Genomic DNA, 12,728 nt, shown 5'->3' with positions numbered 1-12,728 from the left:
CTGAGGCCGCCGGGTTTATTTTATACAGCTTAGACATTCAATTTAATGAAAGCCTTTTTATAGCTGTTGGCTTCAACTGATAAAAGATGAGGTTTCAAGAAAAAAGAACCCCCATGAAAAAGCTTCATGGGGGTTATGTATGATAAACGAAACTTTATCAGCTCGTTATTTTTTAAGATAAATGATATTATTCAACATCATATTTACCGATCACTTTCTGAGTAACTCCTGAACTGCTGAAACCACCATCATGGAAAAGGTTCTGCATAGTTACTTTCTTCGTAAGATCAGAGAAAAGGGTAACGCAATAGTCTGCACATTCAAGAGCTGTAGCATTTCCTAGAGGAGACATATCTTCTGCATATCCAAGGAATCCTCCAAAACCTTTCACACCACTGCCTGCAGTAGTCATTGTAGGAGACTGAGAAACCGTATTTACACGTACTTTTCTTTCACCCCAATAGTTTCCGAAAGTTCTTGCAATGCTTTCAAGATAAGCCTTGTTATCAGACATATCATTATAATCCGGGAATGTTCTCTGAGCAGCAATATAAGTAAGTGCAAGGATGCTTCCCCATTCGTTCATACAATCTTTTTCCCAAGCCACACGCATTACTTTATGGAAAGAAACAGCTGAGATATCCCAACCTTTTTCCAACCAATCGTAGTTCATTTCTGTATAATGTTTTCCTTTTCTTACATTGATAGACATTCCGATAGAGTGAAGGATAAAGTCGATTTTTCCAAATTTTGCAACAGCGGCATCAAAAAGTTTTTCAAGATCTTCTATAGAAGTAGCATCTGCTGCTATTACTTCAGAACCTGTTTTTTCTGCTAATCCATTAAGTTCCCCCATTCTCAAAGCAATAGGAGCATTGGATAAGATAAATTCAGCACCTTCCTCATGGCATCTTTCAGCAACTTTCCATGCGATAGATTGTTCATTAAGGGCTCCAAAAATAATTCCCTTTTTGCCTTTAAGTAAACCGTATGACATAATTTTTTAATGTTTATTATAATACAAATGTAGCAATAATTGTGGTTATGACATAATAAAAAATGGAGCCTTATCAATTTAAGACTCCATTTTATTGAAAATATTTATATGACTGAAATACTAATTGGTTTTCTTATTCCACTCTGCCTTTACATCCTCTGCCGCATCTTTGGTTTTTTCCCATGCCTCATCTGCTTTATCCTTGATATCCTCCCAGGCATCGGATACATTAGCTTTTACCCTGTCGAGCCAGTCTTCCTGGCTGGCTTCCTGATCATTATCTCTTTTCTCATTGATATAATCTTTAGCCTTGTCTGCCAATTCATTGATTTTCCATTTGGCTTTGTCCGTTGCATTTTGTAAAGAATTTTCTACATTGTTTACTGCATTTTCCGCTTTGTTGTACTCTGAATTGTTCATAATAGTATAAATTTTAGTTTGGTATCAGTAATTAAACAATAACTATTCCTAAAACAGAGCTTCTTTGTTAAACTTTTCATAATCTTTTGTTATAATTTTCAAAATCAATAGTAACTTTAATCTATAAAATATGATAATTATGGAAACAGTACGATGCGGATGGTGCAAAAAAGATGACCTCTACAGAAAGTATCATGATGAAGAGTGGGGAAGACCCGTGTATGATGATGAAACACTATTTGAATTTCTTATTCTTGAAAGCTTTCAGGCCGGATTGAGCTGGTATACTATTTTGTCTAAAAGAGAAAATTTCAGGAAAGCTTTTGATCATTTTGATTATAAAAAAGTAGCCGCCTATTCGGAGAAGAAGATCGAAGAATTAATGAACAATCCGGGAATTATCAGAAACAGGCTTAAAATTCTGGCAGCGGTTACCAATGCTCAGCAATTTATGGAAATTCAGAAAGAATTCGGGAGTTTTTCTAACTATATCTGGAACTTTACAGGTGGAAAACCCATTGATAACAGTCCCGAGACTTTAGCTGATGTTCCAGCTACAACAGAAATTTCCGATCTTATATCCAAAGAACTTAAAAAAAGAGGGTTCAAATTCGTGGGTTCTACAGTAATTTATGCCCATATGCAGGCTACCGGAATGGTAAATGACCACATAAAAGACTGCTTTACCAGAATGTAATGGTTGTTATTTATTCAAAATTTAGTGATTTTTTTTATTGATATTATAATTTAAATAATTAAGCATAAAATCAGGGATTGTTGGAACAGCTAATAAATACTGTGGTTTATAACTTGTTTATATTTAAACAGATTTCATTGTTTTGTGAGTAAATTCAGGTTTAATCACTTGAAAGTGTTTTTAATTATGAAATTTTCAATAAAACCAATGTATTGTTAAAAATTTGTATATTTGCATCCTCGAAAATCGCAGGTAATGCATAAAAACTATAAACTTCCTTATACTCTTCTTTTATTATTTTTCACTTGTTTTATATATGCTCAGGTTGGGATTGGATTACCGAATCCGAATCCGTCTGCTATGCTTCATATCAGTGCCAATGATAAAGGAGTACTTCTTCCCAGTATTGCGTTGGTATCAACAACAGACAATGTTACCGTACCTTCACCGGCAGATGGACTTATCGTGTGGAATAATGGTAATGGAACATTGACAGAAATTGGATTTTATTATTGGTTTGAATCAAAATGGAATAAAATTTTGGCAAATGGTGGCACTACCACTAAGGTAGAGGATGGAACAAACTGGAACCTTTCCGGAACAAATGTGGGAAATTATGGAGGAGCGAATACAACGCTGGCTTTAGGGACAAAAACATATGATGATTTGATATTTAAAGTCAATGCATTGACAGCAGGAAGACTGGGGGTTGACAACTCTGTAAGCCTGGGAATAGGATCAAATGGAGGACAAAATGGTATTGCCATTGGAAGTGCAAGTTCAGTATTTATGGGAATAGCTATTGGAAGTGCAACCGTAGTTTCCGGAAATGAAGCTTTGGCAGTGGGAAATAAGACGGCAGCGGCTGGATTCAGATCTACAGCAATAGGATTTCATGCCCAAACCAGCAGTAACGAATCTGTTGCAGTCGGAAATAATTCTTCAGCAGACGGGTTTCAGTCTATCGCATTAGGATTTAATGCAAAAACGAATACAAATAGTGAAACAGCTTTAGGATATAATACAGTAACTAACAGTCAGAACTCAACAGCTTTAGGCTCAGAAGCCAACGCATTGGGACAATATTCAACAGCAGTAGGATATGGAGCAGCTACTTCACAGGCCAATGCTATTGTTCTGGGAAATAACAATGCCAATGTAGGGATTGGTACAAGTACTCCGAATATCTCTGCAAAACTGGATATAAACGGACAGTTCAAATTGGGAGAAAAAGGAAGTGTGCAGAAAAATCAGATCAGTTTTGAAGCATGGCCGGGAATATCCATCAATAATTTGCCTTCGGGAAAATCTACAACAATAGAAATTCCGGTTCCTTCGGGATATCAGCCAAATTCTACAAGAGCTGCTGTGGTGGTTTCTCCGGCAGGAGATTTTGCAGGAAATTCGTCATTCTCTATTTCGAATCCTAGGATGACTTCCACATCAAGTATTACAATTAATCTTACTAATATTTCAGGAAGCGCCAATAGCTTGTATTCCGGACATTTTTATGTGATGATCAATGAGTTTTAAAATAATAAGTTTTTATTATAGTTGATATGGTGTGAAGGACTTCCTGTTGGAGGTCCTTTTTGGTTATAAGATTTTAAATGAGTTTTCAGGAGCGGCTTTCCTTGCGGACATTTTGCCAGCCATTCCTTATAATGAGATACAAAGGAAAAAAAGCCAAAGAAAGCGGGGTTATTCCATTAAAACCTTTCTTTATGATGACGTAGATACAAGCCAGAAATAGAGTCCCACAAAAATATATTTGCTTTCATAAAGTGCTTTTAATTCTCAGGCCATTTGAATAAAATAAATATTGCAAACAAAAATATTGTGCACAAAATAAATAAACTATATTTGTTCATTAAAAAAGAAAATGATTCCTTTATCAGAACATTTATGTTTTAAAACCTATGCTGTTTCCCGGTATATTACAGGTTTATATAAGCCTTATCTGGATGAAATTTCATTGACATATCCTCAATATCTTGTAATGATCGTTTTGTGGGAGCATGGTGGAATGAATATCGGAAAGATCGGTGAACACCTTCATCTGGATAATGGAACATTGACTCCGCTTCTGAAACGTATGGAAAAAAACGGGCTGATTATCCGTACCCGCAGCTCTGAAGATGAAAGAGTAGTACTGATCAACCTTACAGAAAATGGAACAAAACTGAAAGAAAGAGCGAAGCATATACCTGTGGCGGTTCAAAGCTGTATGCATCTGAGTGATGATGTGAAAACTCAATTGAGTGCTTCCTTAGACGAAATATTATCCATTCAACCGATATCCAAAATATGAAGAAAATAGGAATTATAGGCTATGGCTGGCTGGGAGAGAGAATAGCCTCTTCCTTATCCGGAAAATATACACTATCTGTAACGACAACAACAGAAAGTAAAGCCCGCGACCTGAATACCAAAGGAATGAATGCTGTAGTAGCTTCCTTCCCTGACTATCAGTTGACAGAACCTATCTCTCAATGGGACGAAATTAAGAATAGTGATGTTTTGATTATTACCATTCCGGTTTCTGAAAAAAGCTGCTGTGTAAGTTCTTTATATAACAGAATTCAAAATTTATCAGCATTTATCGGTGATTTTAAAGGGCAGATGTTTCTGATGAGCTCCACAGGAGTTTATCCCGATCTTCCAAAAGATTTTACAGAAGAAGATGTTCCATTGGAAAATGTATCGGGAGAAAGAATGTTGAGAAACAAATATCCTCAGCTCAATATTCTGAGATTAGGAGGCTTAATGGGAGACAACAGACTTCTGAAAAACTATAATGTAGGAAATCTTGATCATGCCGTGAATCATATTCATTATGCTGATATCAGTGCTATTATCACACAAATGATTGAAAGTAAAGCAGAAGCAAAACTTTATAATGTTACAGCTCCTATCCATCCTGCAAAAAGTCAGGTGATTAATGCACAGAAAAATATCCCTGATGAAGAAGAATTTGAAGTGAAAGGGAAGAAGGTTCTGTCTTCAAAGCTGGTTTCAGAATTGGATTATACATTTCAGTATCCGGATCCTAGAAGATTTCATATGTGATCCTGGCATTTGTATCATTGATCATTTACTTTTAACCTATTTTGTTTACGAAATTTCTATTGACACCTTTGTCATTCCGCAGGAATCTCTACGCTATTTTTAAAAGTTGTGTACTTGGATTCCTAGGGAATCACAAGCTGAATGGGTCGTTTTATTCATTGTGAAAGACTCAAAACTCAGCAAAATCAAGTTCAATGGAATGGCTTTAGCCAAAACATAAAAAACCTCCGGAAGTTGTTTCCAGAGGTTTTTATTATATCAATAAAATAATTACTTAATAATTCTTTCCAATACCCAATCAATAAGGTTTTTCTCAGAAGCATGGTGGTCTGCAGAGAACTCACCACGTCTTCTGTTGGCAATAACGTTGTTTACAGTAATTGCTTTGTGTCCTAATAATTTTGAAAGCGCATAGATTGCAGAAGTTTCCATCTCGAAATTGGTGATTCCAAGATCGTTCAATGTTTCTAAGAATTGATCATCTACTGCTTTTAAACGAAGCTGTCTTCCCTGTGGAGCATAGAACCCCGGGAATGTTGCTGTATTTCCGTGGTATTTGGCATCTTTGTAATAGTCACCCATTTCTTCAGCCCAATCTGAGAAGTAAAGCATCGGTTTGATTTTTTCGTAAGGGAATTTTTCTAAGAAGTTTTTAGAAAACTCATTTTCGAAATTGTAATCCTGATAGAAATGCATCAATCCGTCTAATCCTACTACATTTTGAGTAACCAGCATATTATCAACCTGTACATCAGGGTTTACACTTCCGCAAGTTCCCATACGGAATAACTCAAGGGCTTTGTGCTCAGTCTTAAACTCTTTGTTTTTAAGATCGATATTCACCAAAGCATCAAGTTCGTTCATCACGATATCGATGTTTTCTGTTCCAATACCAGTAGACATTACAGTAATTCTTTCTCCACGAAGCGTTCCTGTATGCGTATAGAATTCTCTTTTATTTTTTTTGATCTCTACCGTATCAAAGTATTTTGAAACTTTTGCCACTCTGTCAGGATCACCCACAAGGATGATTTTGTCAGCAATATCTTCAGGTAAAAGATTCAGGTGGTATACACTTCCGTCTTCATTCAGAACAAGTTCTGAGGCAGCAAGTTTGTTTAGCATAATATGTATATTTTTTGTTTTTTTTTAATTAATCATAATCGCATCTTTATAAGGAGATGCCATTACCTCGTAGATGTCATTATATTCTTCTACAATTCTTTTCTGGCCGTTCATCACTTCGTATACCGTAACGACCGTTTTTTCAATATTTTTGGGATCTTTTCGCTGTGAAGTGATTTCGTAGAAATGATCATCTTTTTTAAGAATTGAAACAAGTTCTTCTTTTGTTGAATTGTTGGAAGTCATCATTCCGGGGAAGTCCATAACAACATCTTTCAGATCCGTATAATTTTTATAGGGTTTGGTGACCCCATTGGAATAAACATACACATTGGGAATGTTTTTGTCCTTTTCCAGGCGGACCAGATAATAATCAGAACCTCTTTTCTCTGCGTAGACAGCCATTTCCTGAGGCTTTCCGGATTGCTTTTCCGGTTGCTTTTTTTTCTGTGAAAATGCCGTCAGAGAAAGGAAACTTGCTGCAACAGCAAACCATAGTTTTGTTTTCATAATACTATTTTAGTTTTTTTGATGTGTTGAATTCAATTAAAAAAAATCCTCGCCCAATAATCTCCCGCCATTATTTTTACCGGTATTTCGAAAAACCGTTTCCTTTAGAATAATGAATTTGATTTCGGGGTTTAAAATTAGTGAAAAATATGATATCAGAAATATAAACATTATTTAATCTGCTATTAAAACTGAGATAACATCAGATGAATACTTTTGTCGCTAAAAATTCATGAGATCTTATCCACTGCTTGTAATCGTCCTTTTGATAGGATTTGCAGTAATGTCTTTTAATCCTGTTTATAAAGGAAAAGAAAGCGAACATACGTTTGTCAATAAAGGGTTGTCCAACTTCAAAACCAAGCTTGAACAGCTGAAATCAGATGTTGATAAGTTCTCTGAAGACCGTATTTCTCTGGAAGAACTGCAGAAATCACTGAGTAGTACAAGAAATTCATTCAAAGAAATAGAATTTTATGTGGCTTATCATTATCCAGAATTTACCAAAACCCATCTGAATGCAGCTCCTTTGTTTCATATTGAAGCTGCAGGAACGTCTGCATATACACTTCCTCCTGAAGGATTGCAGGTACTGGATGAATTGATATTTTCAGATGAAGCAGGAAATGAAAAAGAAAAGATCAAAACAATTACAACCTTTTTATACAACAGTTATTCCGGATTTTATCTAAGTGCTTTAAAAAATGGATTGAGCAAGGGCAATAACAAGACATTACCCTTACGTATTGAGCTGATCAGAATCTATTCTCTCGGAGTAACAGGTTTTGATACTCCCGGTTCTCTGAATATTTCTGAGGAAACAAATCATGCTTTTTCAGGGATGCAGAAATACATTAATGATGATCCTTATTTTAAAAATTATAATACCCAGAAAGCCAATCAGATTTTAACAGAAGGAATCAGCTACCTTTCGAAAAATACAGATTTTGAAACTTTTGACAGGATTGAGTTCTATAAAAAATACATACAGCCTTTATATGAAGAGCTTGGGAAATGGGATGGAAGACCAGATGATCTTAAAGAATTCTCAGGCTGGAATGTAGGAAATAAGAACTTTTTCAGCAGTGACTTTTTAGATCCGTATTTTTATACCTTATTGAAATCTTCAGAAGATAACCCTGAACTACGCAATCTTGGAAAATCAATTTTCTATGATCAGAATTTAAGCGGCAACGAAAAAATGAGCTGTGCAACATGCCACCTTCAGGAAAATGCCTTTACAGACCTTAAAGCGAAATCACAAAGCAATGTGGAAGGAAAAACAGTACTGAGAAATTCTCCGTCTTTATATAATGCTGTTTTTGCCAAGAGGTTTTTCTATGACCTTCGTGCTTTTTATCTGGAGCAGCAGGCAGAACATGTCATCTATAATGAGCAGGAATTCAATACAAGCTATGAAAATATCATTCAGAAACTAAAAACAAAACCTGAATATAAAAAGGCTTTCCGTGCGGCTTTCAAAGATGGAAAGATCAGTAAAGAGAACTTTTCGAAAGCATTAAGCTCTTATGTAGCTTCATTATACTCATTTGACAGTGATTTTGACCGTTTTATGAGAAATGAGAAGAATGTTTCTGAAGATGTAAAAAAAGGATTCAACCTGTTTATGGGGAAAGCCAATTGTGCAACCTGCCATTTTGCGCCTCACTTTTCAGGATTAGTGCCGCCGTTTTTCAATGAAAACGAATCTGAAGTATTAGGAATTACTACCAGACCCATCAAACAGCTCCCCGTGGAGCTTGATCAGGACTTAGGAAGAGGAAACAGTCCCGTGAAAAAAGAAAAATCATGGATTTATGATTATTCATTCAAAACAGTCACTGTCAGAAATATTGCTCTTACCAAACCTTATTTCCATAACGGAGCTTTCAATACATTAGAAGAAGTTCTTGATTTTTATAATGAAGGAGGTGGAGAAGGATTAGGATTAAAAATGAAAAATCAAACCCTTGCACCAGACAAATTAAACCTCACAGAAACAGAAATAAAACAGATTATAGCCTTTCTGAATGCTCTTACGGATGTGAGTAAAGCGAAGTAGGCGAGGTGCGTGATTCGAGATTCGGGTTTCGGGATGTGGGTGCAAATAAAGAAATTCAGGATGAAAATGAACTGAGTAGCTGATGTTTCTTTTTTGTGTGTTTTCAATTAGAATACATCATAATCCGAACCTCGCACTTCAAAACCCCTAATCTCGAATCCCGTATCATTTAACAAAAAATTAATCCCATTAACATTAGGTTTTTGATAAGTTAATATTTGCTGATTTATATTTAAAATCCTATTAACAGAGAAAAAGCGCTAAAAAAATAGTTTTGCATTGTCTAATAAATCAAATAAAAATGAAGAAAAAACTACTAACAATGGGAGCGTTGGCTATACTGGCCAGTTCAGGTATCCAGGCGCAAACTATGATATTCAATAAGAATGCATCTTGGAATTACAAAGATAACAACCAGGCTCAGCCTGCAGGGTGGAATGCCAAGACCTATGATATTTCAGCATGGTCAGCAGGAAACGGTCCGTTAGGATATGGAGATCCTGTAACTACAACCATCAATTCAGGGCTTACTACAGCTTATTTTGCTAAAGATTTTACGGTAGATCTTTCAACACTTTCTGATAATATGGAATTGGGAGTAATGAGAGATGATGGTATTATAGTATACCTTAACGGTGAAGAAGTAGTAAGAGACAACATGCCGGCAGGTGCAGTTACTTTCAATACTTTTTCGTCTACAACTATTGATGGGGCAGCAGAAAGCGTTTACAACATTTTCTCTATTCCAAAATCAAAATTTTCAAACGGTGTCAACAGACTTTCTATAGAATTGCACAATAGAAGCACAACCAGTTCAGATTTAAGAATTGATGCTTATCTGAAAACAACAGCCAATACAACCATTCCTGTAGCTTGTAACGGAACGCACATCAGCTGCTTTACTTCCATTGTACCTACAGCACAGACTGATAAGTTAATTATCCCTGCTGAACATAAATATCAACTTATTTTAAAAGAAGGAGACAGCTATACTGAAGGAGGAGGATTAGTAGGAGGTCAGAATGACTTTACAGCGTATGTTCCAAAAACAGGAAGCAGTACCAACGGATATCTTTCTGTAAATCATGAAACGAATCCTGGAGGAGTTACCATGGCAGAAATCAATTATAATGCGACTTCAAAGCTTTGGCAGCTGACAAAATCAAGAGCGGTAAGTTTCTCAGATCCAAGTTTGGTGCAAACCATCAGAAACTGTTCAGGAGGAATTACCCCTTGGGGAACCGTAGTAACCGCAGAAGAATCTGTTACTTCCAATGACGTGAACAATGATGGATATAAAGATTATGGTTGGTTGGTAGAGATTGATCCTGCAACAGCTCAGGTAATTTCTAAAAATACTGACGGATCTAAAGGAAAACTTTGGCAGATGGGAATCATGAACCACGAAAACGTAGTGGTGAATAACGCAGGAACTACTGCTTATTATGGGGAAGACGGAGGAACACATATGGTGTATAAATATGTAATGGATACTCCAAATAACCTTTCTTCAGGAAACCTGTATGTTTTAAAATTAGACCAGGGATTATCAACTGCAGGAGATCCGGTAGGAACTACAGCAACATGGATCCAGGTTCCTAATAAAAACAAAGCAGACCAAAACAATACAGCTACACTTGCACAGTCATTGGGTGGAACAAAGTTTAATGGAGTAGAAGATGTTGACATCAGCCCATTAGACGGGAGAATCTATTTTACAGCAAAAGGATTAGACAGAGTATATCGTTTACAGGATAACGGAACTACAGCTTCTCAGGTAGAAACATTCGTAGGAGGTAGTTCTTCTGTATATTCTTTCAATACAGCTCAGGGAATGAAATCTGAAGCTTGGGGAGACGGAAATGATAACCTTACTTTTGATGAGCTTGGAAACCTTTGGGTACTTCAGGATGGAGGTAAAAACTATATCTGGGTAATTGCTCCGGATCATACACAGGCTAACCCTAAAGTGAAATTATTTGCTTCTATGCCGGCAGGTTCAGAACCTACAGGATTGACATTTACGCCTGATCATAAATTTGGTTTCTTCTCTATTCAGCACCCGGATTCAACAATCTCTACAGATGTGGATGCTACAGGAAATACAATCAATTATAAAGGAAAATCAGCAACCATCGTAATTGCACTTAAAAATAACTTAGGAACTGAAGGAACTTTAGGTACTATCGACAGCAAAACTGCAGAAAATACAGTAACGGTAGCACCAAACCCGACTTCAGGAATCGTAAAAATCAATTCAGTAAAAGGATTGAAAGATATTTCAGTAACAGCTTACAGCATGGACGGAAAAATCGTATTTACGAAGAAGTTCAACGGAACAAATAAAGTATTGGACCTTGACTTCACACAACAGTTGGAAGGATCTCGTGTTTTAGTTTTAAATATTGAAGCTGAAGGAGGATTCCAGAAAACAGTTAAACTTTTAAAGAAATAAATTATTTATAATTCTTGTCTGTCAGTGACTTCTGTTGCTGGCAGACCTTTTTATGTTTATGAAAAAGCTTTTCTTACTTATTTCTATACTATCACTTTCGCAGATCAAAGCTCAGATTGATCCTGTGAAATATCCCACTTTTACCAATATTGAAGACGCTTTACATAGTAAAAAAGCAGTTTACAGTATGAGTTTCAGAGAAAAGGGATTGTTCAATCTTCCTCCCCAGATCGTGAAACTGGATTCATTATTCTTTTTGAATATCATGGCCAATAAGCTTGAAAAAATGGATCAGGAACTCTTTGAATTGAAAGAACTGGAAATTTTAAATGTGAATGAAAACAGCATCAAATATATTCCGGATGAGGTAAGCAAACTGAAGAAACTGACCACTTTTTCAATGAATCTGAATAGCCTGACAAGCATTAATCCCAATATCGCAAAGCTTCAGAAATTAAAAGTAGTGCATTTTGATGCCAATAACCTGAATACCTTCCCCGAAGCACTTATGGAAATTGCAGCGTTGGAAGAAATTAATCTTCAGGGAAACCAGATCAGTTTTATTGCTGACAAACTGGATAAGATCAGGAATCTGAAATTTTTGAACCTTTCGGATAATCAGATCAATGATCTTGGGAATTTGTCTTTTCCTAAAAATTTAAAATATCTTGAACTGCAGCAGAATGCAATTGTTAAGCTTCCTGAAAATCTTTTCAAAGCTCAGTATCTTGAATTTCTGAATGTAAGTGGAAACAATATCTCGGAGATATCACCCAAAGTAAAAGGGTTGAAAAATGTAGTCAGCATGAATCTGGCCAACAATAATCTGAAAGATATTCCTGTAGAAATCAAGCAGCTGAAAAATCTAAAAACTTTGATTCTTACAGGAAATCCTATAGAAAAATCTACCATTGAAAATTTAAAAACCTTACTGCCGGATACGCAGATCTACTTCTAGATCTACCCGCCAACACGTTTGGTTTTATATCCCATTTCTTTAAGGATATTCATTATTTTATCACGGTTGTCCCCCTGAATGATAATCGTTCCATCCTTTTCAGAACCGCCTATACCTAAGGTGGTTTTTATTTTCTTTGAGATTTTTTTCAGGTCTTCCTCGCTGCCTTCCCAGCCTTCAACAACGGTAACAGGCTTACCATTTCTCCCTTTTTTCTCAAACTTGCATACCAAAGGCTCTTTTTGCTTGAATTGCTCTTCAGGCATCTCAAAATCCTGCTCATCATGATCAGGAAAAAGATTCTTCAATTGATCTCGTAAATCCATAAAGCAAAATTAAAAAGATTTACTGATTAATGAACTGAAATAATCAACGAAATTTCAATTTTTCAACCTGTCAAGGTTTTAAACCTTTACAGAGTTTGATTAGCTGCAA

At 36.0% G+C, this 12,728-nt stretch carries 12 protein-coding genes; 7 read left to right on the top strand and 5 right to left on the bottom strand.

Going from position 1 to position 12,728, the window contains the following annotated elements:
* Window positions 1-187: 187 nt before the first annotated feature.
* Window positions 188-997, bottom strand: a complete 810-nt coding sequence (locus GFU89_RS05215; RefSeq protein WP_123940030.1) for an enoyl-ACP reductase — start codon at window positions 995-997, stop codon at window positions 188-190.
* Between the two features lie 120 nt (window positions 998-1,117).
* Window positions 1,118-1,417, bottom strand: coding sequence for a hypothetical protein (locus GFU89_RS05210; protein ID WP_047384507.1), 300 nt, complete (start codon window positions 1,415-1,417; stop codon window positions 1,118-1,120).
* 139 nt (window positions 1,418-1,556) lie between these two features.
* Here GFU89_RS05210 and GFU89_RS05205 point away from each other — a divergent pair, with 139 nt between their 5' ends.
* The 4 genes from GFU89_RS05205 to GFU89_RS05190 all read left to right on the top strand — a co-directional run bounded on the left by GFU89_RS05205 (window position 1,557) and on the right by GFU89_RS05190 (window position 5,183).
* Window positions 1,557-2,114: a DNA-3-methyladenine glycosylase I gene (locus GFU89_RS05205; protein WP_318846144.1), complete on the top strand. Its 558-nt coding sequence runs from the start codon at window positions 1,557-1,559 to the stop codon at window positions 2,112-2,114.
* 255 nt (window positions 2,115-2,369) lie between these two features.
* The gene (locus tag GFU89_RS05200; protein ID WP_318846143.1) at window positions 2,370-3,647 is read left to right on the top strand and encodes a hypothetical protein; all 1,278 of its coding nucleotides are present in this window, start codon (window positions 2,370-2,372) and stop codon (window positions 3,645-3,647) included.
* 349 nt (window positions 3,648-3,996) lie between these two features.
* On the top strand, window positions 3,997-4,425 hold the full coding sequence (locus GFU89_RS05195) for a MarR family transcriptional regulator (RefSeq protein ID WP_318846142.1): 429 nt from the start codon (window positions 3,997-3,999) through the stop codon (window positions 4,423-4,425).
* Complete coding sequence (locus GFU89_RS05190) at window positions 4,422-5,183, top strand: hypothetical protein (RefSeq protein ID WP_318846141.1); 762 nt, start codon at window positions 4,422-4,424, stop codon at window positions 5,181-5,183. The genes GFU89_RS05195 and GFU89_RS05190 overlap by 4 nt, the downstream gene beginning before the upstream one ends.
* 270 nt (window positions 5,184-5,453) lie before the next feature.
* Here the strand turns inward: GFU89_RS05190 and GFU89_RS05185 are convergent, their stop codons facing one another.
* Together GFU89_RS05185 and GFU89_RS05180 are read right to left on the bottom strand one after the other, a co-directional pair.
* Window positions 5,454-6,308, bottom strand: a complete 855-nt coding sequence (locus tag GFU89_RS05185; RefSeq protein WP_318846140.1) for a nucleoside phosphorylase — start codon at window positions 6,306-6,308, stop codon at window positions 5,454-5,456.
* Between the two features lie 24 nt (window positions 6,309-6,332).
* Window positions 6,333-6,818 (bottom strand): hypothetical protein, encoded by a 486-nt coding sequence (locus GFU89_RS05180; RefSeq protein ID WP_318846139.1) that lies wholly within the window; start codon window positions 6,816-6,818, stop codon window positions 6,333-6,335.
* 232 nt (window positions 6,819-7,050) lie between these two features.
* Between GFU89_RS05180 and GFU89_RS05175 the strand changes: the two genes are divergently transcribed.
* The 3 genes from GFU89_RS05175 to GFU89_RS05165 all read left to right on the top strand — a co-directional run bounded on the left by GFU89_RS05175 (window position 7,051) and on the right by GFU89_RS05165 (window position 12,293).
* The gene (locus GFU89_RS05175; RefSeq protein ID WP_318846138.1) at window positions 7,051-8,880 is read left to right on the top strand and encodes a cytochrome-c peroxidase; all 1,830 of its coding nucleotides are present in this window, start codon (window positions 7,051-7,053) and stop codon (window positions 8,878-8,880) included.
* A 301-nt stretch (window positions 8,881-9,181) separates the two neighbouring features.
* Window positions 9,182-11,335: an alkaline phosphatase PhoX gene (locus tag GFU89_RS05170; protein WP_318846137.1), complete on the top strand. Its 2,154-nt coding sequence runs from the start codon at window positions 9,182-9,184 to the stop codon at window positions 11,333-11,335.
* A gap of 58 nt (window positions 11,336-11,393) precedes the next feature.
* Window positions 11,394-12,293, top strand: coding sequence for a leucine-rich repeat domain-containing protein (locus GFU89_RS05165; protein ID WP_318846136.1), 900 nt, complete (start codon window positions 11,394-11,396; stop codon window positions 12,291-12,293).
* 2 nt (window positions 12,294-12,295) lie between these two features.
* On the opposite strand, the gene GFU89_RS05160 is transcribed toward GFU89_RS05165, so the two are convergent.
* Window positions 12,296-12,619, bottom strand: coding sequence for a translation initiation factor (locus tag GFU89_RS05160; protein ID WP_236858998.1), 324 nt, complete (start codon window positions 12,617-12,619; stop codon window positions 12,296-12,298).
* Between the last annotated feature and the right edge of the window lie 109 nt (window positions 12,620-12,728).

Source organism: Chryseobacterium sp. JV558, from assembly GCF_033712365.1.
Taxonomy (GTDB): domain Bacteria; phylum Bacteroidota; class Bacteroidia; order Flavobacteriales; family Weeksellaceae; genus Chryseobacterium.
The sequence above is the reverse complement of the archived record's forward strand: the minus strand, read 5'-3'. Positions and strand labels throughout refer to the sequence as shown.

Coding starts and splice junctions, on each gene's coding strand:
- GFU89_RS05215 (WP_123940030.1), bottom strand. CDS start 997: ATGTCATACGGTTTACTTAAAGGCAAAAAGGGAATTATTTTTGGAGCC.
- GFU89_RS05210 (WP_047384507.1), bottom strand. CDS start 1,417: ATGAACAATTCAGAGTACAACAAAGCGGAAAATGCAGTAAACAATGTA.
- GFU89_RS05205 (WP_318846144.1), top strand. CDS start 1,557: ATGGAAACAGTACGATGCGGATGGTGCAAAAAAGATGACCTCTACAGA.
- GFU89_RS05200 (WP_318846143.1), top strand. CDS start 2,370: ATGCATAAAAACTATAAACTTCCTTATACTCTTCTTTTATTATTTTTC.
- GFU89_RS05195 (WP_318846142.1), top strand. CDS start 3,997: ATGATTCCTTTATCAGAACATTTATGTTTTAAAACCTATGCTGTTTCC.
- GFU89_RS05190 (WP_318846141.1), top strand. CDS start 4,422: ATGAAGAAAATAGGAATTATAGGCTATGGCTGGCTGGGAGAGAGAATA.
- GFU89_RS05185 (WP_318846140.1), bottom strand. CDS start 6,308: ATGCTAAACAAACTTGCTGCCTCAGAACTTGTTCTGAATGAAGACGGA.
- GFU89_RS05180 (WP_318846139.1), bottom strand. CDS start 6,818: ATGAAAACAAAACTATGGTTTGCTGTTGCAGCAAGTTTCCTTTCTCTG.
- GFU89_RS05175 (WP_318846138.1), top strand. CDS start 7,051: ATGAGATCTTATCCACTGCTTGTAATCGTCCTTTTGATAGGATTTGCA.
- GFU89_RS05170 (WP_318846137.1), top strand. CDS start 9,182: ATGAAGAAAAAACTACTAACAATGGGAGCGTTGGCTATACTGGCCAGT.
- GFU89_RS05165 (WP_318846136.1), top strand. CDS start 11,394: ATGAAAAAGCTTTTCTTACTTATTTCTATACTATCACTTTCGCAGATC.
- GFU89_RS05160 (WP_236858998.1), bottom strand. CDS start 12,619: ATGGATTTACGAGATCAATTGAAGAATCTTTTTCCTGATCATGATGAG.